This is a genomic window from Caulobacter endophyticus, from assembly GCF_029543245.1.
Classification (GTDB): Bacteria; Pseudomonadota; Alphaproteobacteria; order Caulobacterales; family Caulobacteraceae; genus Caulobacter; species Caulobacter endophyticus_A.
The window spans coordinates 119,644-142,913 of record NZ_JARQWV010000012.1 but is presented as its reverse complement, the minus strand read 5'-3'; the positions used below and the strand labels follow the sequence as shown (position 1 = coordinate 142,913).

General features: G+C 69.4%; 25 protein-coding genes and 1 tRNA gene. 14 read left to right on the top strand and 12 right to left on the bottom strand.

Features of this window, described 5'->3' with window-relative positions; translation table 11 throughout:
- Window positions 1-5: 5 nt before the first annotated feature.
- Both P7A99_RS13470 and P7A99_RS13465 read right to left on the bottom strand, forming a co-directional pair.
- A complete protein-coding gene (locus P7A99_RS13470) occupies window positions 6-806 on the bottom strand; it encodes a cell division protein FtsN (RefSeq protein WP_277794342.1) in 801 nt (266 codons plus the stop codon).
- A 134-nt stretch (window positions 807-940) separates the two neighbouring features.
- Entirely contained in the window at window positions 941-2,125 is a 1,185-nt protein-coding gene (locus tag P7A99_RS13465; RefSeq protein WP_277794341.1) for a deoxyguanosinetriphosphate triphosphohydrolase, read from the bottom strand.
- A gap of 77 nt (window positions 2,126-2,202) precedes the next feature.
- On the opposite strand from P7A99_RS13465, the gene erpA reads away from it, so the two are divergent.
- From erpA to P7A99_RS13425, 8 genes are all read left to right on the top strand, one after another.
- Window positions 2,203-2,535, top strand: a complete 333-nt coding sequence (gene erpA, locus P7A99_RS13460) for an iron-sulfur cluster insertion protein ErpA (protein WP_277794340.1) — start codon at window positions 2,203-2,205, stop codon at window positions 2,533-2,535.
- Between the two features lie 67 nt (window positions 2,536-2,602).
- Window positions 2,603-2,686: a hypothetical protein gene (locus P7A99_RS13455; RefSeq protein WP_101711352.1), complete on the top strand. Its 84-nt coding sequence runs from the start codon at window positions 2,603-2,605 to the stop codon at window positions 2,684-2,686.
- Between the two features lie 97 nt (window positions 2,687-2,783).
- Window positions 2,784-3,881: a 3-deoxy-7-phosphoheptulonate synthase gene (locus P7A99_RS13450; protein WP_277794339.1), complete on the top strand. Its 1,098-nt coding sequence runs from the start codon at window positions 2,784-2,786 to the stop codon at window positions 3,879-3,881.
- Between the two features lie 119 nt (window positions 3,882-4,000).
- Window positions 4,001-4,789: an exodeoxyribonuclease III gene (gene xth, locus P7A99_RS13445; protein WP_277794338.1), complete on the top strand. Its 789-nt coding sequence runs from the start codon at window positions 4,001-4,003 to the stop codon at window positions 4,787-4,789.
- Between the two features lie 66 nt (window positions 4,790-4,855).
- Window positions 4,856-5,764, top strand: coding sequence for a hypothetical protein (locus tag P7A99_RS13440; RefSeq protein WP_277794337.1), 909 nt, complete (start codon window positions 4,856-4,858; stop codon window positions 5,762-5,764).
- A 67-nt stretch (window positions 5,765-5,831) separates the two neighbouring features.
- Window positions 5,832-6,209, top strand: coding sequence for a hypothetical protein (locus tag P7A99_RS13435; RefSeq protein WP_277794336.1), 378 nt, complete (start codon window positions 5,832-5,834; stop codon window positions 6,207-6,209).
- 173 nt (window positions 6,210-6,382) lie between these two features.
- The gene (locus P7A99_RS13430; RefSeq protein ID WP_277794335.1) at window positions 6,383-8,878 is read left to right on the top strand and encodes a TonB-dependent receptor plug domain-containing protein; all 2,496 of its coding nucleotides are present in this window, start codon (window positions 6,383-6,385) and stop codon (window positions 8,876-8,878) included.
- Between the two features lie 3 nt (window positions 8,879-8,881).
- Complete coding sequence (locus tag P7A99_RS13425; protein WP_277794334.1) at window positions 8,882-9,961, top strand: cytochrome-c peroxidase; 1,080 nt, start codon at window positions 8,882-8,884, stop codon at window positions 9,959-9,961.
- 220 nt (window positions 9,962-10,181) lie between these two features.
- Here P7A99_RS13425 and P7A99_RS13420 read toward each other — a convergent pair whose 3' ends face one another.
- Both P7A99_RS13420 and P7A99_RS13415 read right to left on the bottom strand, forming a co-directional pair.
- A complete protein-coding gene (locus P7A99_RS13420) occupies window positions 10,182-10,907 on the bottom strand; it encodes an energy transducer TonB (protein WP_277794333.1) in 726 nt (241 codons plus the stop codon).
- Between the two features lie 99 nt (window positions 10,908-11,006).
- Window positions 11,007-11,732, bottom strand: coding sequence for a glutathione S-transferase family protein (locus P7A99_RS13415; protein WP_277794332.1), 726 nt, complete (start codon window positions 11,730-11,732; stop codon window positions 11,007-11,009).
- A gap of 96 nt (window positions 11,733-11,828) precedes the next feature.
- Between P7A99_RS13415 and P7A99_RS13410 the strand changes: the two genes are divergently transcribed.
- A complete protein-coding gene (locus P7A99_RS13410; RefSeq protein ID WP_277794331.1) occupies window positions 11,829-12,569 on the top strand; it encodes a helix-turn-helix transcriptional regulator in 741 nt (246 codons plus the stop codon).
- Here the strand turns inward: P7A99_RS13410 and P7A99_RS13405 are convergent.
- Window positions 12,538-13,209, bottom strand: a complete 672-nt coding sequence (locus P7A99_RS13405; RefSeq protein ID WP_277794330.1) for a hypothetical protein — start codon at window positions 13,207-13,209, stop codon at window positions 12,538-12,540. The two genes, P7A99_RS13410 and P7A99_RS13405, sit on opposite strands and share 32 nt — an antisense overlap.
- Before the next feature lie 185 nt (window positions 13,210-13,394).
- On the opposite strand from P7A99_RS13405, the gene P7A99_RS13400 reads away from it, so the two are divergent.
- The 5 genes from P7A99_RS13400 (at window position 13,395) to P7A99_RS13380 (ending at window position 18,652) form a co-directional block, all read left to right on the top strand.
- A complete protein-coding gene (locus P7A99_RS13400; protein WP_277794329.1) occupies window positions 13,395-15,707 on the top strand; it encodes a TonB-dependent receptor in 2,313 nt (770 codons plus the stop codon).
- Complete coding sequence (locus P7A99_RS13395; RefSeq protein ID WP_277794328.1) at window positions 15,704-16,267, top strand: hypothetical protein; 564 nt, start codon at window positions 15,704-15,706, stop codon at window positions 16,265-16,267. Before P7A99_RS13400 ends, P7A99_RS13395 begins: the two co-directional genes overlap by 4 nt.
- Window positions 16,267-17,763 carry a PepSY-associated TM helix domain-containing protein gene (locus P7A99_RS13390; RefSeq protein ID WP_277794327.1) on the top strand — a complete coding sequence of 499 codons (1,497 nt, stop codon included), beginning with the start codon at window positions 16,267-16,269 and terminating at the stop codon, window positions 17,761-17,763. Before P7A99_RS13395 ends, P7A99_RS13390 begins: the two co-directional genes overlap by 1 nt.
- Window positions 17,764-17,898: 135 nt before the next feature.
- Window positions 17,899-17,973, top strand: a tRNA-Gly gene (locus P7A99_RS13385).
- Window positions 17,974-18,058: 85 nt separating this feature from the next.
- Window positions 18,059-18,652: an HD domain-containing protein gene (locus P7A99_RS13380; RefSeq protein ID WP_277794326.1), complete on the top strand. Its 594-nt coding sequence runs from the start codon at window positions 18,059-18,061 to the stop codon at window positions 18,650-18,652.
- 7 nt (window positions 18,653-18,659) lie between these two features.
- Here the strand turns inward: P7A99_RS13380 and P7A99_RS13375 are convergent, their stop codons facing one another.
- The 7 genes from P7A99_RS13375 to P7A99_RS13345 form a co-directional block, all read right to left on the bottom strand.
- Window positions 18,660-19,550: a TraB/GumN family protein gene (locus tag P7A99_RS13375; protein ID WP_277794325.1), complete on the bottom strand. Its 891-nt coding sequence runs from the start codon at window positions 19,548-19,550 to the stop codon at window positions 18,660-18,662.
- A 49-nt stretch (window positions 19,551-19,599) separates the two neighbouring features.
- Entirely contained in the window at window positions 19,600-20,274 is a 675-nt protein-coding gene (locus tag P7A99_RS13370; protein WP_277794324.1) for a hypothetical protein, read from the bottom strand.
- Window position 20,275: 1 nt separating this feature from the next.
- A complete protein-coding gene (locus P7A99_RS13365) occupies window positions 20,276-20,470 on the bottom strand; it encodes a helix-turn-helix transcriptional regulator (protein WP_058348510.1) in 195 nt (64 codons plus the stop codon).
- A 7-nt stretch (window positions 20,471-20,477) separates the two neighbouring features.
- On the bottom strand, window positions 20,478-20,930 hold the full coding sequence (locus tag P7A99_RS13360; RefSeq protein ID WP_277794323.1) for a hypothetical protein: 453 nt from the start codon (window positions 20,928-20,930) through the stop codon (window positions 20,478-20,480).
- An 82-nt stretch (window positions 20,931-21,012) separates the two neighbouring features.
- Window positions 21,013-21,279: a hypothetical protein gene (locus P7A99_RS13355; protein ID WP_277794322.1), complete on the bottom strand. Its 267-nt coding sequence runs from the start codon at window positions 21,277-21,279 to the stop codon at window positions 21,013-21,015.
- A gap of 170 nt (window positions 21,280-21,449) precedes the next feature.
- The gene (locus P7A99_RS13350) at window positions 21,450-22,334 is read right to left on the bottom strand and encodes a kinase (protein WP_277794321.1); all 885 of its coding nucleotides are present in this window, start codon (window positions 22,332-22,334) and stop codon (window positions 21,450-21,452) included.
- A gap of 27 nt (window positions 22,335-22,361) precedes the next feature.
- Window positions 22,362-23,237 (bottom strand): TraB/GumN family protein, encoded by an 876-nt coding sequence (locus P7A99_RS13345; protein ID WP_277794320.1) that lies wholly within the window; start codon window positions 23,235-23,237, stop codon window positions 22,362-22,364.
- Between the last annotated feature and the right edge of the window lie 33 nt (window positions 23,238-23,270).

Here is a 23,270-nt window from a genome sequence, read left to right as displayed (position 1 = left end):
TCGCCTTACTTCACGAAGCAGGACTTGCCGGCGGCGCTCAGGGCGTCGCAGAACGCCTTGGCGTCGGCGCGGCTGGAGAAGCCCGTGACCGAGGTGCGGTAGAGCGTCGAGCCGTTCTTGTCGATCGCCTCGACCTTCTTGCCCTTGCCGGCGGCCAGGCCCGGCGCGATGCGGGCGGCGTCGCTCCAGGCCTTGTCGGCCAGGGCGGTCGAGGACAGGGCGCCGATCTGCACGCTGGCCGGACCCGAGGCGGTCGCGGCGGGCTTGGGCGCGGCGGCGGCCGGCTTAGGCGGAGCCACGGCGGCGGTGGCCAGGCTCTCGATGCTCGGGGCCGCCGCAGGCTTGGCGGCCGGCTTGGCCGCGGGCGGAGCGGCGACCGGGGCGCTGGGCGCGGTGGCGGCGGGCTTGGCCGGCGGCAGGCTGGCGCTCTGCACAGGGGCGGCCGGCGGCGGGGCGGTCGGACGGGCCATCGGCTCTTCCGGCGGCGCAGCGTAGGTCGGCGAGGCCGTCGGGTTCTCGTGGCTGTAGATCTGCAGGCCGGCGGCTTCGTCGGGCTTGTTCTGATCCGGCGTCGGGGCGGCCTTGATCTCGGCCACCGGCTCGCCGACGGTGCGCGGCGGCTCGTTGGGGCCGCGGATGCCGTTACGATAGATCAGGAACACGGCCACCAGCAGGGTGCCCAGCACCACGGCGCTGATGATCAGGGTCAGCGGCAAGGGCCGCGACCCGCGCACCGGCTGGCGCGCATCGAACGAAAGCGGCGCATCGGTGGGCGGCGCATAGGCGCCGCGGTGCGGGTCGGACATCGAAAAAGGCTCCAGAATTCCGGCGCGCGTTCACCATGTGCGAATCACGCGCGCAAGTTCCTACTCTACTGGACCCGATGGCCGTTCAGAACTGTCGCACCCTCGACGGTCGTGCGTCGCCCGGCGCTCGCCCGTCAGCTCCACACATCGAGATGGAAGAGCTTGCGGTGCTCCTCGATGGCGAAACGATCGGTCATGCCGGCGATGTAGTCGCACACCACGCGGGCCCTTCCGGCCTGGTCGCGGTTCTGCGACTTGGCGAACCATTCCGATGGCAGCACCTCGGGTTCGGCCAAGAACAGCGTGAACATCTCGGCCAGAATGCGGCGCGCCTGGCTGCGGGTGCGGTTCACGCGCCAGTGGCGGTACATCCTGGCGTGCAGGAACTCGCGCAGGCGGGCCAGGTCCTCCAGCATGTCGGACGAGAACGACACCAGGGCGTGCGGCAGGGCCCGCACCTCGTCCGCCGAAGAGACGCCGGTGATGGCCGCCCGCTGCAGCGTCTCGCCCATGACGTCGTCGACCATGGCCCCGATCATCCGGCGCACGGCCTCCAGGCGGGTGATGCGGGCGTCGAGGTCGGGCCGCTCGCTGCGCACGGCCGCCAGGATCGGGCCGATCAGCGGCACGTCCATCAGTTCGTCCAGCGTGAAGAGCCCCGCCTCCACCCCGTCGTCGATGTCGTGGTTGTTGTAGGCGATGTCGTCCGACAGGGCCGCGACCTGCGCCTCGGCCGAGGCCCAGGTGTCGAGCTTGAGCCCGTACTCGCCGTCGTACTTGGAGATCGCCTTCCACGACGGCTGGCCCAGCTTATGGATCACCGGGCCGTTGTGCTTGATGACCCCTTCCAGGGTCTCCCAGGTCAGGTTCAGGCCGACAAAGTCGGGATAGCGATGCTCCAGCTCGGTCACGACCCGGAAGGTCTGGACGTTGTGGTCGAAGCCGCCGAACTCCTTGGTCTGCAGCTCCAGTTCGTCCTCGCCGGCGTGGCCGAACGGCGGGTGGCCCAGGTCGTGGGCGAGCGCAATGGTCTCGGCCAGGTCGGCGTCCAGGCCCAGCGCGGTGGCCAGCGAGCGGGCGATCTGGGCCACTTCCAGCGAGTGGGTCAGGCGGGTGCGGAACTGATCGCCCTCGTGGGCGACGAAGACCTGCGTCTTTTCCTTCAGGCGACGGAAGGCCGAGGTATGGATGATGCGGTCGCGGTCGCGCGCGAACGGCGTGCGGGTGCGGCTCTCGTCTTCCTGATAGCGCCGGCCGCGTGACTTGGCCGGATCTTCGGCGTAGGGGGCGCGGGGGACGGCGAACGGAGACGTCGACATGAGCGGCCTTTGCTGATCGCCCCTTTTCCCGGGACGCGGTCGCCCTCATATATGCGATAGATCAAGTTTCCACAGCCATGACCGACATCACCGTTACGCTTTCTTCCAACGCCGTCCGCCGCCTGCACGCCCTTTCCGAGGCCGAAGGTCGCGAAGTCATGCTTCGCGTCGCGGTCGACGGCGGCGGCTGCTCGGGCTTCCAGTACCGGTTCGACCTGGTCGAGGCCGCCGAAGCCGACGACCTGAAGATCGAGCGCGACGGCGCAGCGGCCCTGGTCGACGTCGTGTCGCTGGCCCTGCTGAAGGGTTCGGAGATCGACTTCGTCGACGAACTGGCCGGCGCCGAGTTCCGGGTCAGGAACCCCAACGCCAAGTCCAGCTGCGGCTGCGGCGTCAGCTTCTCGATCTGACGCCCCTTTCCGCCCCTCTCAAGTTTATGGCGTGACACGCGCCAAACTAGGCTCTACGGTCGCCGCCATGATCCTCGCCGCCAGCCAACAGCTGTTTTGGTACTTTAGCTATCCGACGCCTCTGGCGCCGGGAGGGGATCGTTTGGCCTGAGATCAGGCCGCCAAAAACGCCTTTCACCAGCCGCCAGGGGTTCCCCGGGCGGCTTTTTTGATGGCCGCCGGATCCCGCGAATTTTCCGGAGCACGCCATGCCATCCTCGACCGCCGCCAACCTCGTCTCGCTGCCCGTCCCCACCGACGACCTGCGCATCCAGAAACTCCAGACCCTCAGCCCGCCCGCCCAGGTGATCGGCGAAGCGCCCGCCACCTCGACGACGGCCGAGCTGGTCGAAGGCTCGCGCCAGGCGGTGCACGAGATCCTGCACGGCCGCGACGACCGGCTGGTGGTGGTGATCGGCCCCTGCTCGATCCACGATCCCAAGGCCGCCATCGACTACGCCAGCCGCCTGGCCGCCGAGCGCGAGCGCCACGCCGGCGAGCTGGAAGTGATCATGCGCGTCTACTTCGAAAAGCCGCGCACGACGGTGGGCTGGAAGGGCCTGATCAACGACCCCGGCCTGGACGGCGGCTTCCACATCAACGAAGGCCTGCGTCTGGCGCGCCGGGTGCTGCTCGACGTCTCCGCCCAGGGCCTGCCCGCGGCCTGCGAGTTCCTGGACGTCACCACCCCGCAGTACATCGCCGACCTGGTGGCCTGGGGCGCGATCGGCGCGCGCACCACCGAAAGTCAGATCCACCGCGAGATGGCCTCGGGCCTGTCGTGCCCGGTGGGCTTCAAGAACGGCACCAACGGCGACGTGAAGGTGGCGGTCGACGCCGTGACCGCCGCCGCCCAGCCGCACCATTTCCTGGCCGTGACCAAGGAAGGCCGCGCCGCCATCGCCACCACCACCGGCAACGCCGACAGCCACGTGGTGCTGCGGGGTGGCAAGACGCCCAACTACGACGCCGCCAGTGTGGCGGCCGCCGCCCAGGCGCTGACCAAGGCCGGCCAGCCGGCCCGCCTGATGATCGACGCCAGCCACGCCAACAGCGGCAAGAACCACGAGAACCAGCCGGCCGTGGTCGACGACATCGCCGCCCAGGTGGCGAGCGGCGCCTCGCCGATCATGGGCGTGATGATCGAGAGCAACATCGTGGCCGGCCGCCAGGACATCGTTCCCGGCCAGCCGCTGACCTACGGCCAGTCGGTCACCGACGCCTGCGTCGACTGGGACACCTCGGTGCGCATGCTCGACGCCCTGGCAGCCGCCGTCCGCGCCGGCCGGGCGGCCCGCAAGGCCTGACCCCGATAGACGGAGGGGCGCTCCTAGGGGCGCTCCTCCCTATCCCCGGAAATCTCCCGGCCATGGCTTGAGCGCGAGGCCCGCGCCCCCTAGCCTCCGCGCGCCTATCGGAGCCCGCCATGCGCATCGCCACCTGGAACGTCAATTCGGTCAACGCCCGCCTGGACAACGTCCTGGCCTGGTTCGAGGCCGAGGCGCCCGACGTCGCGGTGCTGCAGGAGATCAAGTGCGTCGACGAGAAGTTCCCGGCCGAGGCCTTCGAGCGCCTGGGCTACAACGTCGTCGTCCACGGCCAGAAGACCTATAACGGCGTGGCTTTGCTCTCGAAGCACCCGGTTGAAGACGTCCGCAAGGGCCTGCCCCTGCTGGACGGCGACGCCGAAGACGAGCAGGCCCGCTATGTCGAGGCGGTGATCTCGGGACCCAAGCCGATCCGCGTGATCGGCATCTACCTGCCCAACGGCAATCCGATCGGCACCGAGAAGTTCGCCTACAAGCTGTCGTGGATGCGCCGCCTGCACGCGCACGCCAAGGGCCTGCTGGCCTTTGAGGAGCCCCTGGTCATCGCGGGCGACTACAACGTCATCCCCGAGGTCGAGGACGTGGCCAATCCGGAGGCCTGGCTGAGCGACGCGCTGTTCCAGCCCGAGAGCCGGGCGGCCTTCCGGGCCCTGAAGAACCTCGGCTTCACCGACGCCTACATGCAGGCTGACGGCGCGCCCGGCGGCTACACCTTCTGGGACTACCAGGCCGGCGCCTGGCCCCGGAACCTGGGCATTCGCATCGACCACCTGCTGCTGTCGCCCCAGGCCGCCGACAAGCTGGCGCAGGTGAAGATCCACCGCGACGAGCGCGACAAGGAAAAGCCGTCGGACCACGTGCCGGTGGTGGCGACGCTCGATCTCTGATGCTCGGAAGCGGCCGGTAGCCGGCGCCTCTGTCGCGAATCCGCGAACGCCGCTAGCCTCCGCGCCATGAGCGAGTTCTGGCGCCTCCTGTTGCTTGTCGCCATCGCCGGGTCGGCCGTCACCTTCATGGGCAGCGCGGCCATCTGGTTCATGGACGAAGAGCGTCGCATCCGCCGCGCCCTCCGCCACGTGCTGAAGGGCGAGCCCGAGACCGTGATCATCGCGCGCGGTCGCGGCAAGGGCGTGGGCTTCTCGTTCGACACCAACACCGCCGCCGTCGCCTGGGACAGCGGGACCTGGTGCCTGCTCTATCGCATCGACGAACTGATGGGGGCCGAGCTGTCGGTCGACAACCAGGTCGTGGGCCGGGTGTTCCGCGGCGAGCAGCGCCGGGCCATCGACCAGATCGTGCAGCAGGCCGCCCGCGTCTGCCTGCGGCTGATCTTCGACGATCCGCGCCATCCCGACTTCGAGCTGGACCTTTGGCTGGAAGGCGACGAGCAGCAGCGCCAGAGCCGCTCGCCCGCCCAGGCGATCCAGGAGGCCAACCGCTGGCTGGCCCGCGCCGAAGCGATCGTGCGGCGGCCGCTGGCCCCGCGCGGCCAGACGCCCGCCGCCGCCAAGAGCGCCGAGCCCGAGATCGCCCGCCGCGCCGAACCGGCCGCCGCGGCCGACAAACCCAAGCCCTATCGTTCCGCCCGCGAGGCCGTGACGGCGGGAGCAGGCGGCGTCGCCGCGGCCGTCGCCACCGCGCCGCTGTTCGAGGAGATCGACGACGGCCCCGAGTCCGCCGATCCGCCATGGTCGGACCCCGAAGCGCCGATCCACGCCTGGGCCGACGACGGCGACACGACCGACGAGCCCGCCTATCTGCCGCCCGACCGGCCCTACAAGCCGGTGTCCAAGGCGGCCCGCGAGGCCAGGGGCGACCAGGACGAGCTGCCGTTCGATCTCGACGACGAGGACGAATACTGAGGCTCCCGCCCGGGTTGCATGACAGCGTGGCTTGATGCACGCTTTCGGCGCCCCGTGGAGACGCGCCATGATCCGCCTCGCCGCTCTCTCCCTGCCCCTGCTGCTGGCCGCCGCGCCCGCCATGGCCCAGACGTCGGCCCCCTCGCCCCTGACGCCGCAAAGGCTGGTGCTGAACCTGGCCGACCGGGACGGCGACGGCGTCGTCAGCCCGGCCGAGGCCGCCGATCAACTGGCTTCCTACGACGCGGCCGAACTGCCCGCCGCCCAGCCGGCGAGCGCTCCCCATCGGGGTCCCCGGTCCAGGCCTGGCAAAGCCAAGCCCGAGAAGGCGGACGAAGCCGGCTTCCCCGGCCTGTCGATGAAGCGCCGCTTCGTCGAGGCCAGCGAGTTCGAGCAGGCCCTGGAATTTCGCTTCCTGGAAGAGCTGAAAGACCGTCGCAAGTAACGGTAATCCCTTGCCTGGGACCGGCTCGTCCTACCCACCAAAATTCCGCCCATTTTTTGCCGGCTGCGGCCATCCCGTAGTTGCGAGTCGATCTCAACGCGCCTAAGACCCCCGCCCTTAATTGCGATTGACACGCACGAGCGTTGGTACGGGGCGAGTAAATGAAGCGAGCGATGATGACGACCGCGGCGATGGCCGTGGCCCTGGGCGCGGCCGGCCAGGCCTGGAGCCAGGACGAGAAGGCCGAGCGCCTGCCCAAGGTCAGCATCGAATCGTCGGCGACCACCGCCCCTCCCGCCGCCGCCTACGAGGCCAACGACCCGATCGACTCGGGGACCTCGAAGATCACCCGTCGCGCCATCGAGGACCGCTCGCCCGGCACCGGCGACGTCATCGAGACGCTGAAGATCCTGCCCTTCGCCAACTTCGACTCCGACCAGGGCCTGGCGACCCAGGAGAGCATCCAGGACATGCGTCCGGCCAAGGTCTCGATCTCGGGCGGCCAGTTCTACGACAACTACTTCTCGATCGACGGCGTGGGCGTGAACAGCCGCCTGGACGTGGTCGATATCGGCAATCCCCAGGACTACAACGAGGCCGCCGTAGGCAGCGCCCAGTCGATCTGGCTGGACAGCAACCTGCTGGAATCGGTGACCGTCCGCGACAGCAACGTCTCGGCCCGCTACGGCGGCTTCACCGGCGGCGTTGTGCAGATCGAGACCCGCCAGCCCGCGCGCGTGTTCGGCGCCCAGGTCACCGGCGGCTGCACCAACGACAGCATGACTTCGTTCAAAATCCCCGGCGTGGTGCGCGACGCGCTCAACGGCGCCGAACCCGAGCCGCCGAACTACGAAAAGTGCCGGGTCAGCGGTTCGGTCGACCTGCCGATCAACGACAAGGTGCGCCTGCTGCTGGCCGGCGGCCGCCAGCAGACCGACATGACCTACTACCGGCACGCCAACTACGGCGGCACGCCGTTCGGCCTGAAGAGCCGCACCGACAACGCCATGGCCAAGGTCGAGGTCGACCTGGCCCCCGACCTGACCCTGCGCGGTCAGGTCGCCTACAGCCCCTATACGAGCGAGAACTCGGCCAACAATTCGCGCGACGCCGTGATGACCCAGAAGGGCGGCGGCCTGACCAGCAAGGTCGAGCTGCTGGGCAAGCGCGGCGAGGCCGACTGGTCGCTGACCGCCACCTACGCCAAGGCCCGCAGCGGCCGTGACGCGCCGGGCACACTGTTCACCTGGTCGTCGACGGCGGCCTACGCCAACTGGTGCTCGTCGACCAACTGCGTCGAGGGCAGCTTCGGCGACCTTGACCAATGGCAGGAAGACATCGGCCTGCAGGCGCGCTGGAACCAGCCGCTGCTGGGCGGCGATGTGCGACTGGGCGTCGACTATGGCCACGTGGAAGCCCGCAAGCGCCGCCCGATCGACAACTACGCCTACCGCACCACCATCGCCGACAGCCGCATCGTCTGCTCGCAGGGCGACGTCGCCTGCATCGCCGGCGACGCCGCCCTGACCGTCTACAGCCTCTACAAGGCCTATGACGCCTCGGCCGAGGTCGACACCGTCACCGCCTTCGCCGAGTACGAGGTCAGCCGCGGCCCGCTGACCGTGCGCGCCGGCGTGCGCTACGACCACGAAAGCCTGATCTCCAAGCACAACTTCGCCCCGCGCCTGTCGGTGGTCTACGAGATGCCGTGGGACGTCACCGCCACCGTCGGCGCCAACCGCTACTATTCGCGCGACTTCCTGGGCTACGCGATCAAGTCCCAGTACCCGGGCAACTACGTCTACAATCGCACCAGCTCGATCGTGAGCGGCCGGCGGGTGATGGGGGCCTGGACCCTGAGCACCCACTCGGTGTCGGCCGGCCTCGCCGGCTCGGGCCTGGCGATCCCTTACTCGGACGAACTGACCTTCGCGCTGTCCAAGCCGCTGTTCGGGGGCGTGGCCCGTCTGAAGGGCGTGGCTCGCGAGACCCGCGACCAGTTCACGGCCGGCGTCGAGGAGGTGCAGAACTACGTCCGCGAGACCAACGGCCAGACCTACACCTACCGCACCACCTATCTCGGCAACGACGGCGAGACCTCCTTCCGCAGCCTGTCGGCGGAATGGACCCGGGGCGTGGGCCGCCACACCTTCAGCCTGAACGGCTCGTGGTCGAAGACCGAGGACAACATGGGCGACAACACCCTTGTCGATCCCTCGGACGAGGCCGAGTACGGCGACGAGATGGTCTACTACAAGGGCGAGGTGCGCAGCCTGCTGGGCGTCATCGCCACCAACCAGCGCCTGAACTACGCCGCCCCTGGCCTGGCCAACGCCGACTGGAGCGCCGACTGGTGGAAGGGCCGCATCCGCACCAACCTCAACGCCCGCTGGCGTTCGGGCTATGACCAGATCGAGGAGACGGGCGCGACCCAGACCGTCGGCGGCGTGCGCTACGCGGTGTGGGACGTGATCCGCTACAAGGCCCAGACCACCTTCAACGCCAACGTCTCGGCCCTGGTGGCCAAGACCGCCTATGGCGAGGCGCGGCTGGACGTGCGGGTGACCAACCTGTTCGACACCCTGCCCCAGACGGTGACGGCCTCCTCGATCAGCCAGCCCTACCGCATGGGCCGGTCGTTCTGGGTGGGCATGAGCTACAAGTTCTAAGCCATGAAGCGCGCGGCGAATCTCCTTCTCCTGCTGGGAACGGCGGCGGCCCTGATCGGGCTGGCGCCGGCGCCCGACCCGACGGCGCTTCGCCGCGCCGCCTTCGCGGGCAAGCCCGACAGCTGGCCCGCCCCGACCTTGCTGCCCGGCGCCAGCTTCACGCCGTTCGGCGCCCTGCCCGCCCCCAAGGTTCCGGCCGACAATCCGCAGACGCCGGAAAAGATCGCTCTGGGCCGCAAGCTGTTCGACGATCCCAAGCTGTCGGGCTCGGGCCAGATCGCCTGCGCCTCGTGCCACAATCCAGAGCTGGCCTTCGGCGACGGGGTGAAGACCTCGTTCGGCCACGACCGCCAGCGCGGCCGCCGCAACGCCCCGACCTTGAGCGTCGTGGCCTGGCGCACGCCGCTGTTCTGGGACGGCCGCGCCGGCAGCCTGGAGACCCAGGCCCTGGGTCCCGTCGTCGACCACAAGGAAATGGCCGGCGATCCGCGCGAGATCGAAAGGCGCCTCGCCGCCGATGCCGACTACCGCAAGGACTTCCAGGCCGTGTTCGGCGCCAGGCGTCCGACCATGCAGGACGCCGCCAAGGCCCTGGCCGCCTATCAGCGCACCCTCAAGCCGCGCAGCAGCAAGTGGGACCGAGCGCTGTCTTTGGGCGGCCGGGTGCTGACCGACCAGGAGCTGCAGGGGCTCGAGCTGTTCCAGGGCAAGGCCGGCTGCGTGAACTGCCACAACGGCCCGCTGCTGTCGGACGGCAAGTTCCACAACATCGGCCTCAGCTTCTACGGCCGCAAGCTGCAGGACCTGGGACGCTACGAGGTCAGCGGCGACCCGGCCGACGTCGGCGCCTTCCTGACGCCGTCGCTGCGCGGGATCTCCAGGACCGGCCCCTACATGCACAACGGCATCTTCCCCACGCTGGAAGGCACGGTGAACTTCTACAACGAGGGCGGCGCCCGCCCCCGGCCCAAACCCGAACAGGCCGGCGACCGCCTGTTCCCGACCACGACCCCGCTGCTGAAGCCGCTCGGCCTGACGCGCGAGGAGAAGGCGGCGCTGGTAGCGTTCCTGGAGACGCTCTGAAGACGCTCCCCCTGAAGGGGGAGCTGTCGCGGAGCGACTGAGGGGGAAGGGACTGCTGCGTCTGTGGCCGTCGGAGCGCCTTCTCCCTTCCCCCTTGATGGGGGAAGGGCGGGGGTTGGGGGGTGGTTACGGCGGTCAGGCTTGAAACGGCGGTGCGGGTTGAACCGCAGCGTCACCCCCATCCCAACCCTTCCCCCATCGAGGGGGAAGGGCTTTTGAGCTATCCCTTCACAGCGTACGCGATCGGGGTCTCGAAGCGGCGGCGGTTCCAGTCGGAGTCGCGGGGGGCCTTGGGGAACGGGGCGGCGGTGGACAAAAGGTCCATGGCCGCGGCGTCGAGCGCGCGGTCGCCGCTGCTCTCGACGATCACCGCCCGCGACATCCGGCCGAAGCGGTCGAGAGTGAAGGCGACCACCACCACGCCCTGGGTGCGGCGGCGCTTCAGCGCCTCGGGCATCACCTTGCGGGCCTCGATCCACGACAGCACCTGGGCCGCGTAGGGGTCGTGGGTCTTGGCCGCCTCGCCGCGAACCTGCACCGGCGCGCCGCCACCGGCCGGAGCCGAGGCGGCCGACGCCGAGACCGCCACGGGCGTCGCGCTCGAGATCGAGCGGGTCTCGACCGGCTGGGGCGCGACCTGCGGGGCGGCGATCAGCGGATCGGGCGCGGGAATGGGAACCGGACGAGGGCGGATCGGCGAGGCCATGCGCGCCTCGCGGGGCACGGCCTGCTCGCGCCGCTCGCTCGAGGCCTGGGAGGGCGAAGGATCGGGGCTGGGGGCCATGGCCTCGAACAGCGCCGCCTCCATGGCCGGCGGCTCAGCCAGGCCCGGCATGGCGCGGACGAACCCCACCAGGCCGGCGATGACGACGGCATGAAGCCCCACCGACACGCCGGCGGCGAGGATCTTGTCCCCGCCCCTTCGGCCCGACCCGGGCCGCCTCACGCCTATGGATTCCGCGACACTCATAAGAATGCGTCGCATCTACAGGATAGGCGGTTCCGACACAACGCCGGGAGACCACCTATCGGGAGAGGCTGCTCATCAGGCCGCCTGGCGGATCTGCGGCGCGAAGGCGGGATAGAAGGCCGTCAGCATCCGTTCGGCATAGGCCACCAGATTGCAGAACCCCTCGGCCCGGCGACGGATCGGCGAGTCGAAGAACGGCGTCAGGATCTGGGCCAGCACGCCGAAGACGATGGCGTCGACGCTGGTCGGCCGCTCGCCCATCATGAAGGCCTTGTCGCCCAGCAGTTCCGAAAGCGCGGTCAGCGACCAGGACGCCAGCTCGACGATCTCGTCCGGCGAGTGGCGACCGATCCCGACGGCCTTCAGATTGGCCTCGACCGCATCCAGCAGCCCCGCCTTCAGGTCCTGGCGCATGGCTTCGGGCGCCCCGTCGAACCAGCGGGCCGGCCCCTTCTCGAAATTGTCGAAGTCGAAGAAGCGGAAGTAGCAGTTGGCCCAGCCCAGCTGGTTTTCGACCATCCGCTCGATCGCCCAGGCCTGGGCGCGCTCGGCGCGGGAGAGGCCCGCATCCAGGTCGACGCCGTAGCTGCGCTCGAGATAGGCGCGGATGAAGGTGGAGTCGGCGACCTTGACGCCGTCGTCGTCGATCCAGGGCAGCTGACCCTTGGGCGAGGTCTCCGGATGGGCCGGGACCTTCTGGTAGTCGAGGCCCGCCATCATCAGGTGGATCTCGGTCTTGGTGACGTAGGGGCTTCCCTCAGGCAGGCCGTAGGCCGGGCCGGCGGCGTAGAGCGTGATCATCTCGAGGTCCCTCTCGTGCGGTATTGCGATGGGGAGAGACTGCCGCCACCCTGCTGCCAGCATGCTGTCAGCAACGATCCGGCACAGTGGGACCCCATGAGACGCGCTGAACGCCTATTCCAGATCATCCAGATCCTTCGCCGCAGCCGTGCGCCGGTCACCGCCGACGCCATCGCGGCCGAACTGGAGACCTCCAAGCGCAGCGTCTATCGCGACATCGCCGCATTGGTCGGTCAGAGGGCGCCCATCCGCGGCGAGGCGGGCGTCGGCTACGTGCTGGAGGCCGGATACGACATGCCGCCCCTGATGCTGACGCCGGACGAGATCGAAGCCGCCGTGCTGGGCGCCCAATGGGTGGCCGGCCGGGGCGATCCCGCCCTGGCCACCGCCGCCCGCGACCTGATTGCAAAGATCGCCGCCGCGGTGCCCGACAACCTGCGCCCCTACGTGCTGGAGCCGGCCACCCGGGCCCCCGCGCCCTGGAACCCCGCGCCCGACGGCATCGACATGGCCCAGACCCGGGCCTGGATCCACGCCGGCCGCAAGATCCGGCTGGACTATCGCGACGAGAAGGGCGCGGTCAGCCAGCGCATCGTCTGGCCGGTGACTGTCGGCTACATGTCCACCACGCGGATGCTGATCGCCTGGTGCGAACTGCGCGACGACTTCCGCAACTTCCGCACAGACCGGGTGGTGGCCGCCGAGTTCCTCGACGACCGCCACGGCCAGCGCCCCGCCGTGCTGCGCGCCCGCTGGCAGCGGCAGATGGAAGAGGAATGGGCCGCCTACGATGCGGCCAAGGCGGTCAGGGGCGCTCTTCCGCATAGCCCGGACTGAAACAGCGGGCGGGCAGCTTGTGCTCGGGCGAATAGGCGAGGAGATGGACCGGCAAGGACTCGGCCTCTCGCCATTGCTGGCCCTGCCGCATCCAGATCTCGGTTTTGGTCTTCTGGTCCCAGCCCGTCCAGACCAGATCTCGGTCGCGCTCCACCTCACAATGCGTCGTTGACATCAGCGCATAGCGACCGCCCGGCAGAAAGGCGACCCGCGAGTAGCGAACCCGCCCCAGCACGCTGAGCTGCTCTTCGGGCACGCCGGCCCGGTTGCCGACTGAATGAGGAACACTCGCCTGATCGAGGGCCGCGTCACAGTCGATCGCCCCGGCGCGCCTGGGCCGCGCAAGCTCGAACAACGCTCCGATCGCCTTGACCTTCAACGAATGCCCCTCGCCTCGCGGCCGGCCAGGAGCGCCTTCGACGGCTTCGGCGCGCCGCCACATCATCGGCTGGGCGGCGACCCGCTCGTCCGCACCGAACAAGCGCTGGCGCTCGATCGCGGCCACGACCTGGCACTCGCGGGCGACGTGCTCTGGCGTATCGATGGGATCGTGCAGCCAAACCGCCAGCGCGACCGCCGACGTCGCCGCCGCGCCGAGCACAACCCCTGTCCCGATCGCCAACGCCTTGCCGACATCCATGCCCCGCCCTCGCAACCAACACCCTAGATTGCACAACAGCGAGCGGTCGCCAATTCAAGCAGGGCCGAAGACTTCAACCCATACGCAAGCGCTCGCCTCGCGATTAATCCTGCGAATGAGTTTGCATTTGACTCGCAACTTCACGCCCGCTAGCTGCGACCCGTTCTTAGATAACGGGGGAATGCATGAAGTCGCGGTTGATGATGGCGAGCGCCGTCGGCGTTTGGGCGGTTCTGGCCGGCGTGGCGCGGGCCGAGGCTCCGGTCGCCACGGCGCCGGAAGCGCCGACGGAGGTCGACCAGGTGGTGGTCACCGGTGAAAAGACCAGCCGCAGCATCCAGGACACCGTCACCAGCGTGGCCGTGACCACCGCCCGCACCATCGAGCGCGAGCAGATCCGCGACTTCTACGACGTGGTCGCCAGGACCGCGAACATGAGCGAGACCTACGGCAAGAGCGGCTTCACGATCCGGGGCGTGGCCAACAACAACGTCTCGGGCGGCGGCACCGGGGGCCTGGCCACCGTCTATGTCGACGGCGCGGCGATCCCCGAGCGCGCCATGTACGGCGGCCCGCTGGACATGTGGGACGTGGGCCAGGTGGAAGTGTTCCGCGGCCCGCAGTCGACCCTGCAGGGCCGCAACGCGCTGGCCGGCGCGGTGATCGTGCGCACCACCGACCCGACCAACGACTGGAACTTCAAGGCCCGCGTCACCTCGGCCAGCGGCGACGACCGCTCGATCGCCCTGGCCGGCGGCGGCCCGATCGTCGAGGACCAGTTGGCCTTCCGCATCGCCGCCGAGGACCGTCAGAGCGACGGTTTCATCTACAACACCACGCGCAAGGTCGACGACGACGCCCTCGACACACGCATGATCCGCGGCAAGCTGCTGCTGACCCCGGCGGCGGCCGAGGGCTTCAAGGCCGTGGCCACCATGAGCCACAACGAGCGCAAGTCGGGCTATCTCTATACCTACAGCCGCACCGACACGCCGGACTACTACGACCACCGCGTCACCACGACCAACAATCCCAACACCAGCGACATCACCACCGATATCGCCACCCTGGAGCTGGAGCAGAAACTGGGCGAGCGCTTCACCCTGTCGGGCGTGGCCTCGTGGAGCCAGGTCGATCTCATCCAGCGCTATGACGGCGACCTGGGGCCGCAGACCCTGTCCTACGGCGGCCAGAACGAGCTGGTCGAGACCTCCAGCCTGGAGGCTCGCCTGAACTATGAGGGCGAACGCCTGAAGGGCGTGGTCGGCGTCTTCCGCGCCACCCGCGACGCCGACCGCAAGTCGGCCAGCCTGACCAACGTGGAATTCCCGCGCGCCACCCTGGTCAGCGTGCTGACCTCGACCCTGATGAGCAGCGTGCCCGGCATCACCCTGACCCAGGCCCAGGGCCAGGCCAACACCTTCGCCAACGCCTACATCGCCGCCCTGCCCGTCATCCCGGTCGACTACACCTCCGACGCGCCCGAACTGGTGGAGACCACCGCCCTGTTCGCCGACGGCAGCTTCGCCCTGACGCCCAAGCTCAGCGTGCTGGCCGGCTTCCGCTACGACCGCGAGAAGAACACCCAGAGCTCGGTGCAGACCGCCCGCTTCGCCGGCGTCTATCCCACTCCGGCCGCCTTCGGCGCCTTGGCCCCCTATGTGGTGCTGGTGAACCAGTTCGTCGGCTCGATGGTCGCCCAGGCCGGCGCGCCCTCACCCGAGACGACGCGCGAATTCGAGGCCTTCCTGCCCAAGCTCGGCGCCAAGTACGCCTTCACCGACGACGTCTCGGCCAGCTTCGTGGTCCAGCGCGGCTATCGCTCGGGCGGCACGGCGATCAACACCGCCCGCGCCACCGTCGTGCCCTACGATCCCGAATACACCTGGAACTACGAGTTTTCGCTGCGCACCTACTGGCCGCAGTGGGGCCTGACGGCCAACGCCAACGCCTACTACGTGGACTGGACCGACCAGCAGGTGTCGCTGAACCTTGGTTTGAACCAGTACGACTACCAGGTCGAGAACGCCGGCAGCTCGCACCTCTACGGCTTCGAGCTCGAACTGGCCCAGCGCCTGACGCCCCAGGCCAGCTGGTGGGCGTCGCTCGGCTACACCAAGACCGAGTTCGACGAGTTTAACGTCCAGACCGGCACCGACACCCGCAACCTGTCGGGCTCGGAATTCCCCTACGCGCCGCACTGGACCTTCGCGCTCGGCGGCGACTATCGCTGGGACAACGGCCTGGTCGCCAATCTCAATCTGAACTATCGCGCCAAGGCCTTCACCGAGGCCGGCGGCGAACAGGACGGCCGGATCGCCGACGCTCGCACCCTGGTCAACGGCCGCTTCGGCTACGAGAGCGATCGCTGGGGCGCCTATGTGTTCGGCAAGAACCTGCTGAACGAGAAGTACAGCCAGTACAGCCGCCCCGACTTCGCCGTGGCCCTGCTGGGCGAGCCGCGCGTGCTGGGCGTCAGCCTGGAGGCGCGCTGGTGATCGGGCTCGGCGGTCTGGCTCTGGCGCCCCTGGCCCTGGGGGGCGCGCTGCTGCTGCGGCGCGCCTGGACCCATGCCGACGCGCGGCGTCCCTGGCTGATCGTCGGCGGCTGGGCGCTGCTGGCAGTCGCTGTGGCCGTATCCGTGCCGTTCCTGGGAGCGGCGCGCGGGCCGTCGATCGCGCTGGCGCTCGCCTCCACCGTCGCCCTGGCGCTGGTGGCCGCAGGCGTCGAGCTGCGCGAGGCCAAGCGCAAGGCGCCGCGCGAACTGGCGTTGGAGCCGTCCGACCGCCGGCGCGTGGCCTGGCGCGGCTGGCTGCGCGGTTTCCTGGCCGGCCCGCTGGGCGGCGCGGCGGCCATGGCCGTGGGCCTGGCAGTGGCCGTCTGCTTCCCGGCCGAGGTCAAGACCCGGCTGATCATCGGCGGCATGCTGGTGCCGTTCCTGTGGGCCGGCGGCATGGCCTGGACCCTGTCGGACGACAAGATCCTGCGCGCCCTGGCCGTGCTGGTCGGCGTCACCGTCGCCGGCTTCGGCGCCGTGTTCCTGAAGGGCACCCTCTGATGCACGCCCCGCAACAAAAGCCTAAACCCGGCAAGCCGATCTGGCCGAAGATCCCTGCCCCCTTCGTGCGCGCCATGCTGGCCGGCCACTCGGCCCTGGGCCTGGCTTTCGCCGCCCTGATCTACCTCGTCTGCTTCTCGGGCGCGGTGGCGGTGTTCACCAACGAGTTCAATCGCTGGGAGCAGCCGACCGCTCCGGTGCTGCACAGCGTCTCGCCCGCCGCCGTCGGCGCGGCCTTCGACGAGGTGCTGGCCAAGAACCCCAAGGCCCACGACCTCTTCATCCGCATGCCCGAGCCCGCCCTGCCGCGCCTGTCGGTGCACGGCGACGACGCCAAGGGCGGCGAGCACACCTGGTTCGCCGACGCGTCCGGAAAGATCGTCGCCGAACAGCAGACGCCGTTCAGCGAGTTCCAGGCCAAGCTGCACACCGTCCTGCACCTGCCCGGCAGCTGGGGTTTCTTCCTGGTCGGGCTGACGGGCGTGGCCCTGCTGTCGTCGCTGGTCTCGGGCGTGCTGTCGCATCCGCGCGTGTTCAAGGACGCCTTCGCGTTCCGTTGGGGCGGCTCCAAGCGTCTGCAGGAGGCCGACCTGCACAACCGCATCTCGGTGTGGGGCCTGCCCTTCCACGTGGTGGTGTCGCTGACCGGCGCGTTCCTGGGCCTTAGCGTCCTGATCGTCGGCGTGCTGGCCATGGTGGTGTTCGACGGCAATCGCGAGAAGGTCTTCGCCCTGTTCAGCGGCCCGGCCGTGGCCGACGACCCGCGCCCGGCGCCGGTGGTCGACGTGGCCAAGGGCCTTTCGGTCCTTCAGGCCAGGCATCCCGAAGCGGGCTTCAACTACATCTTCGTCGAGCATCCCGGCGAGACCGGCCAGCATATGAGCATCAACCGCGTCACGCCCGGCAAGCTGTCGCGCGGCGAGATGTTCATCGTCGACGGCAACGCCAAGGTGCTGGGCGAGGCCGGCTTCGAGAGCGGCAATGTCGGCATGGCCATCTATGCCAGCCTGACCCCGCTGCACTTCGGCTGGTTCGGCGGCTGGCCGGTGAAGGTCGCCTATTTCCTGCTGGGTCTTGGCCTGACGGCCGTGAGCGCCAGCGGCGTGGCCATCTGGCTGGCCCGCCGACGCGACAAGGGCCGCCCGGCCCCGCGCTGGGAGCGGGTGTGGGTCGCCTTCTGCTGGAGCCAGCCTCTGGCCTACGGCGTCGCGGCCATGGTCGCCATGCTGGCCCAAGGCGTTCCGCCCGTGGCCGTATGGGGCGGCGTCACCCTGCTGGCCAGCGCGTCGGCGTTCCTCTGGACGCCGCCGGTGATCTCGATCCGCCTGCGCCTGGCCTCCGCCCTCAGCCTCGTGCTCGTGGCGCTGGTGCATATCGGCCTCAACACCGGCCGCTCCGTTGATCCGGTGGCCTGGATCATGGACGCCTCGCTGGTGCTGGGCGCCGTGGTGCTGGCCGCTTCGGTCAAACTGACCAAGACCCCGGCTTCGGCATGATCCGCCACCTTTGAACAACGAAGGCCCGCCAGCGACGGCGGGCCTTTTTCGTTGGCTGTGCAAGCCCGTCCTTCAACGCTTGAGCGACGCGGCAAGACCGGCTAAGCACGACCTCCACGGTCGCTCGCGACCCGTGCGGGCGTAGTTCAGAGGTAGAACGTCAGCTTCCCAAGCTGAATGTCGGGGGTTCGATTCCCCCCGCCCGCTCCAATCTCCTCCCCCATCCCCAAACGTTGACGCCTGCCCGCGCACGGCGCAGGCTGCGCGTCAAACAGACGTTCGGGAGGAGAACGCGATGGCCGACGGCGAGGATCATCCCCGCGCGCGCTTCCACGCCATGACCGAGGGCACGGCCGAGGACTGGGGCATCATCGCCCAGGCGGCCGGCGAGTACGGGCGCGAGCTGCCCGACCGGCTGATCAAGCATCTGAAGCTGCTGGAGGGCGACTGTGGGGGCTTTGCCGTCGACCGGCTGGAGCACAGCCTGCAGACCGCCACCCGGGCCCACTTGGCCGGCGAGGACGAGGAATACGTCGTCTGCGCCCTGCTCCACGACATCGGCGACATCCTGGGCCCGCGCAATCACGCCGACATCGCCGCCGCCATCGTCCAGCCCTTCGTGTCGGAGGCCAACCACTGGATGGTGGCCAACCACGCGATCTTCCAGGGCTACTATTTCTTCCATCACCTGGGCCTGGACCGCGACATGCGCGAGGCCTTCAGGGGCCATCCGCATTTCGAGCGCACGGCCAAGTTCTGCCACCGGTACGACCAGCCGGCCTTCGATCCGGCCTATGAGACGCTGCCGCTGGAGGCGTTCGAGCCGATGCTCCGGCGCGTGATGAGCGCGCCGAAGCGATCGATCTACCTGCGGGCCGCGGAGGCCTGAACGCCTCCTACTGGACGCGCTCGACCTTGACCCCGCGCTTGGCCAGCAGGGTCTGGACGCTGTCGGGACCGACGAGGTGGCCCGCGCCGACGGCGACGAAGCTGACGCCCTTGCCGTCCAGCTTGGTCTTCAGTTCGTCGGCCCAGGCGGTGTTGCGGGCGACGATCAGGGTCTTGTAGAGCGGCTGGTACTTGGTGCGCATCTCGGTGACGAACTCGCTTTCCAGGCCCTTCACGTCGCCGTCGGCCCAGGCCTTGACCAGCTTGTCGAGCTTGACGGGGCCTTCCTCGACCTCGTCCAGCGTCGCCTTCAGCAGCGACACCTCGTCGGCCTGCGGCATGTCGGCGAAGAAGCGGATCTGCTGCTCGGCCGTCTCCAGCTGGCCCAGGCCCTTGCCGTCGGCCTTCAGCTCGGCGGTCAGCACCTGCTCGACGCCCTTCTTGGGATCGAAGCCGGCCTTGACCATCGGCGCCATGGCCAGGGTGATGGCGGCCATCCACGGCCGGAAGGCGTCGAGGGCCGCCGCCGGCATGCCCATCTCCTGACCGTAGGTCTTGGCCTTCTCCCAATCGGCAGGCGCCAGCTTCTTCGAGAGCGGCGTGGACTGGTCGATGCCGTACTTCATGATCAGCGGCTGCATCACGGCCATGTCGTCGGCGCCGACGACTTCCAGCACCAGTTCGTCGGTCGACTTCAGGGCGGCGTCCAGCTTGACCGAGCGCCACTGGGTCTCGGGGCGCAGCACGTGGACGGTGCCGAACAGATAGATGGTGGAGTCGTGATCCTGGATCTTCCACAGCGCCGGATCGGCGAGGGCCTGGGTGGCCGCGCTCAAGGCGACGACGGAAACGAGGCCGGCGACGACGCGGCGGGCGACTTTGACGGACGAACGAAGCATGCGGATCCTCTCGGGTGAAAACGGTCGGGAAAAGGGTTTGCTTGGGCGGCTAGTCGACGAAGCCGCGCCGCCAGGCCACGATCATCGAGATCAGCAGGTAGCCGATCATGTTGACGTTGACGGCGTCCCAAAGGGTCAGCGGCGGCAGCAGAGAGAGCTTCTCGGCGGCCGCCCACAGGAACAGCAGCCCCTGCAGCAGGCCATAGGAGACAGCCGCGGTCTCGGCCATGGTCCGGCGCATCAGCTCGTCGCTGCGCACCCACAGGGTGATGTTGCCTGCGGTCTGGACCAGGAACACGGTGATCAAGCCGGTCATCACCGCCGAGGCCAGCAAGGGCGACAGCGGCACAAACAGCGCGCCCGCCAGCGGCGGAGCGGCTAGCATGACGGCCGCAAGGACCAGCACCCCGCCCTGCCCGGCATAGAAGCTGGCCTGGGCGGGCGTAGCCGCGCGGGTCTCTTCCTCGCCGTTGATCCGCCGCCCCAGCGCCTTGCGGCTGAGGCTGACGGCCATGGTCACCAGGCCCACGGCGACGAGGAAGGTCGCCAGACCCAGCGAGACGACGTCGCTGGAGGAGAACTCCAAGTCGCGCCAGTAGCCCTGGCGCTTGAGCCAGACCAAGACCCGACCGGCGGCGAAGCCCACCGGCGCGCCGACGGCCATCAGGATCAGGGCCCGGCGCGCCCGGGGCGAAAGCTTCTGGGCGTTGGACGCTGCGGTCATGTCAGTCCTCGTCCTGGAAGATGGCTTCGATGGGCTGGCCGAACAGGCGGGCGATCTTGAAGGCCAGGGGCAGGCTGGGGTCGTACTTGCCCGTCTCCAGCGCGTTGATGGTCTGGCGGGAAACGTCGAGCCGCTGGGCCAGGTCGGCCTGGCTCCAGTCGCGTTCGGCGCGCAGCACCTTGAGGCGGTTCTTCATCCGCCCCTCAGCGCCGCTTCAGCCACCAGGCGGCCCAGAACAGGCCGTAACCGACCAGTTGAAAGCCGCCGAGCAGGGCCATGCCGAACAGCACCGCCTGCGTGGTGGTCATGCCGGCCGGCAACGCGGCCTCGGCGGCTGCGGGCATGGCGTGGAGCAGGATGTAGGGCACGGCGGCCAGGGCCAGGCCCGTAGAGCCGCCCCAGTACCAGGACCACTTGTGGGCTTCACGCGCGGCCTCGTCGGCGGCGCTCCACCAGCGCGCGCAAAGCCACAGCACCAGAGCCATGACCCCGATGACCGACAACGCGATGACGACCAGCGAAAAGACGGCAAACTCGGGCTTTCGCTTGCCCAGCTCGCCGATCAGGGAGGCCGCGACGCCGAGCACCAAGGCCGCGCCAAACGAATAGGCCACCGCGGCCACAAGCCGTCGTCGCGCCAGTCTCTGCCCGGACATGCCAAGTTCCCCCGTCAAAATGACAAGGAACATTGACATTGAAGCGCAGGACCGTGTCAAGGACCCTGGACAAAATTCGCGCTTAGGCGGCGATGCGCCCGCTTCGCCAGTGCAGCGGCGCCGGGGCGGCGACGCCCAGGGCCTTGGCCAGCCAGTGGGCCTTGGGGTCGGCGTGGAGTAGCCAGCCATATTGCGAGAAGCGGTCGCCGTAGTCGTCCCAGCGGATCACCCGTCCGTCGGCGTCGAGGCGCCACACGGCCTTGTCGCAGCCGGGGATGCGCTCGGCGCGCTCCCAGGCGGCCACGCGCTGGCTGTGGGTCGAGAACGGACCGGAGAAGAGGCGGTTCATGACGCTGGGCTCCCGTCGACGCGGCGCGGATCCGGAAGCCGAATCTGCGTGTAATCGCAATAACCGGACACTAGCCCTTGGTGACGATTAACGCAGCCGACACCATATGTAGTGCGACGCCATGCCGCGCGACAGCTTGAACATGTTCAGCGACTTGCGCTTTGCGCGACTCAGGGCGGCGTAAGCGGTCGCCTCGCCGCATCCAGCGCCACATGCAGGTCGGCCCGCCTTGGAAGGTCCTCAGCGCACCACGCGGTCAGCCGCTCGTAGTGGTCGAGGAAGCGCTCCAGCACCGCCGGATCGAGGCCGCCGCGCTCGCCAAGCGCGGCGATTCGGACCTGAAGCTTGGCCTCCTGCTGCCGGCGCCACGCCCGCACGGTGGCGAAGTCGGGCGCGGTCAGCACGGCCAGCCAGTCGATCCGGCCGAAGAGCTCGCGGTACGGACCGGCCAGGGCCGCGTCGATGTAGCCGCGCCAGGCGCCGCTTTTGTCCTCGTCGCGCTCGAGGGCGTTGACGGGCTTGGCGAGCGCCGCCGCCCCTTGCGGCCGCGCGCCCAGGCACCAGCCCTCCAGCAGCACCACGTCGGCCGGAGCGTCGAACACCGGCCAGGCCTCGCGCGGAGCCCGATCATCGGCGGCCTTGTCGAAGCGCGGCAAGGCGATCGCGCCCTCCCCCGCCAGGTCGTCGAGCAGCGACAGTCCAAGGCCCACGTCGTGCGTGCCAGGCGGTCCGCGCGTGGCCAGCAGCGGGTGGACGTCGCGGGCCAGGGCCTGGCGCTGGGACCGGGTCAGATAGAGGTCGTCCAGCGACAGCACGGCCACCTTCAGCCCCTCGTCGGCCAGAAGGCGCGCGACCACCGCCATCAGGGTCGACTTGCCCGCCCCCTGCGGCCCCGACAGGCCGGCGACGAAGCCCGGCCGGCCATGCGCCCGCGCCGCGGCGATCAACCGCTCGGCCAGGGGCCGATGCAGGACATGGAAGGTCTCGGCGAAGCCGGCGTCCAGGCGCTCGTCGCGGATGAAGTCAGGCAGCCAGGCGGGATCGGGCGCGGTCATAGTCCGACCATGCACCGGTTCGCGCGGTTACTGCACCCGCCGCACGCGATAGCCGCGCGCCTTCATCAGGGCCGGCAGGCCGTCGGGCCCGGCCATGTGTAGGGCACCGACCGTGACCAGCTCGACGCCCGAGCCGGCCATCTCGCGGTCCAGAACCTGCGCCCAAGCCAGGTTGCGTCGCTTGAGCAGCGCCTCGTAAAGCTCGGGCCGGTCGCGGCGCATGCCCTCGACCAGCACAGCGCCCAGGCGGTCGACGTCACCCTTCAGCCAGGCCTGCTGCAAGTCGACACCCCTGCGCGGCGGGGCCATCTGCTCGGCGGCGACATCGTCGAGGTACTGCACCTCGACGGTCTCGGGCAGGTCGGCGAACAGGCGCAGCTGCTGCTCGAAGCTCTCGAAGGCCAGGACCGGCTTTTCGGCGCGCACGGCCTGGCGGGTGACGCTTGCGTCGGCGCCGTCCTCCACCGAGCCGCCAGCCTGCGCCATCGGCAGCACCGACAGCATCATCGCCGCCGCCCAGGGCCGCAGGCGGTCGACGCGGTCGAGGCTGGCGCCGCGGCTGTCGAGCGCCGCGCGCAGGCTGGCCACGGTGCGCGGCGGCAGTTTCTCGGTCAGCGAACGGTCGAGATCGACGCCGTAGCGGTCGACCAGGGCTTTCACGGCGGCGGGATCGGCGTCGACGCGGGTCTCGAACCACAGCTTGTCGGCGCGGGCATAGGCGCGGTCGAACACCGGGGTGCGCCAGCGCACGTCCGGCGACAGCACGTGCATCGAGCCGAACAGGTAGATGCGGGAGTCGCCGTCGCTAACCTCCCACATGGCAGGGGCGGCATGAGCCGCGCCCGACAGACCCGCCAGCGCAACGAGCGCCGCCGCAGCGCCCCTGATCCAGGCCAGAACCATACGCGTCCCCGACTAAAACACGGGGACCACGCT

Bases quoted from the DNA above. Each gene is read 5' to 3' on its own strand.
- P7A99_RS13425 (WP_277794334.1), top strand. From the start codon at position 8,882: ATGAAGCGCGCGGCGAATCTCCTTCTCCTGCTGGGAACGGCGGCGGCC.
- P7A99_RS13360 (WP_277794323.1), bottom strand. From the start codon at position 20,930: ATGTCCGGGCAGAGACTGGCGCGACGACGGCTTGTGGCCGCGGTGGCC.
- P7A99_RS13370 (WP_277794324.1), bottom strand. From the start codon at position 20,274: ATGACCGCAGCGTCCAACGCCCAGAAGCTTTCGCCCCGGGCGCGCCGG.
- P7A99_RS13375 (WP_277794325.1), bottom strand. From the start codon at position 19,550: ATGCTTCGTTCGTCCGTCAAAGTCGCCCGCCGCGTCGTCGCCGGCCTC.
- P7A99_RS13470 (WP_277794342.1), bottom strand. From the start codon at position 806: ATGTCCGACCCGCACCGCGGCGCCTATGCGCCGCCCACCGATGCGCCG.
- P7A99_RS13355 (WP_277794322.1), bottom strand. From the start codon at position 21,279: ATGAACCGCCTCTTCTCCGGTCCGTTCTCGACCCACAGCCAGCGCGTG.
- P7A99_RS13380 (WP_277794326.1), top strand. From the start codon at position 18,059: ATGGCCGACGGCGAGGATCATCCCCGCGCGCGCTTCCACGCCATGACC.
- xth (WP_277794338.1), top strand. From the start codon at position 4,001: ATGCGCATCGCCACCTGGAACGTCAATTCGGTCAACGCCCGCCTGGAC.
- P7A99_RS13415 (WP_277794332.1), bottom strand. From the start codon at position 11,732: ATGATCACGCTCTACGCCGCCGGCCCGGCCTACGGCCTGCCTGAGGGA.
- P7A99_RS13345 (WP_277794320.1), bottom strand. From the start codon at position 23,237: ATGGTTCTGGCCTGGATCAGGGGCGCTGCGGCGGCGCTCGTTGCGCTG.
- P7A99_RS13435 (WP_277794336.1), top strand. From the start codon at position 5,832: ATGATCCGCCTCGCCGCTCTCTCCCTGCCCCTGCTGCTGGCCGCCGCG.
- P7A99_RS13455 (WP_101711352.1), top strand. From the start codon at position 2,603: ATGATCCTCGCCGCCAGCCAACAGCTGTTTTGGTACTTTAGCTATCCG.
- P7A99_RS13390 (WP_277794327.1), top strand. From the start codon at position 16,267: ATGCACGCCCCGCAACAAAAGCCTAAACCCGGCAAGCCGATCTGGCCG.
- P7A99_RS13410 (WP_277794331.1), top strand. From the start codon at position 11,829: ATGAGACGCGCTGAACGCCTATTCCAGATCATCCAGATCCTTCGCCGC.
- P7A99_RS13450 (WP_277794339.1), top strand. From the start codon at position 2,784: ATGCCATCCTCGACCGCCGCCAACCTCGTCTCGCTGCCCGTCCCCACC.
- P7A99_RS13405 (WP_277794330.1), bottom strand. From the start codon at position 13,209: ATGGATGTCGGCAAGGCGTTGGCGATCGGGACAGGGGTTGTGCTCGGC.
- P7A99_RS13350 (WP_277794321.1), bottom strand. From the start codon at position 22,334: ATGACCGCGCCCGATCCCGCCTGGCTGCCTGACTTCATCCGCGACGAG.
- P7A99_RS13465 (WP_277794341.1), bottom strand. From the start codon at position 2,125: ATGTCGACGTCTCCGTTCGCCGTCCCCCGCGCCCCCTACGCCGAAGAT.
- P7A99_RS13400 (WP_277794329.1), top strand. From the start codon at position 13,395: ATGAAGTCGCGGTTGATGATGGCGAGCGCCGTCGGCGTTTGGGCGGTT.
- P7A99_RS13365 (WP_058348510.1), bottom strand. From the start codon at position 20,470: ATGAAGAACCGCCTCAAGGTGCTGCGCGCCGAACGCGACTGGAGCCAG.
- erpA (WP_277794340.1), top strand. From the start codon at position 2,203: ATGACCGACATCACCGTTACGCTTTCTTCCAACGCCGTCCGCCGCCTG.
- P7A99_RS13430 (WP_277794335.1), top strand. From the start codon at position 6,383: ATGATGACGACCGCGGCGATGGCCGTGGCCCTGGGCGCGGCCGGCCAG.
- P7A99_RS13440 (WP_277794337.1), top strand. From the start codon at position 4,856: ATGAGCGAGTTCTGGCGCCTCCTGTTGCTTGTCGCCATCGCCGGGTCG.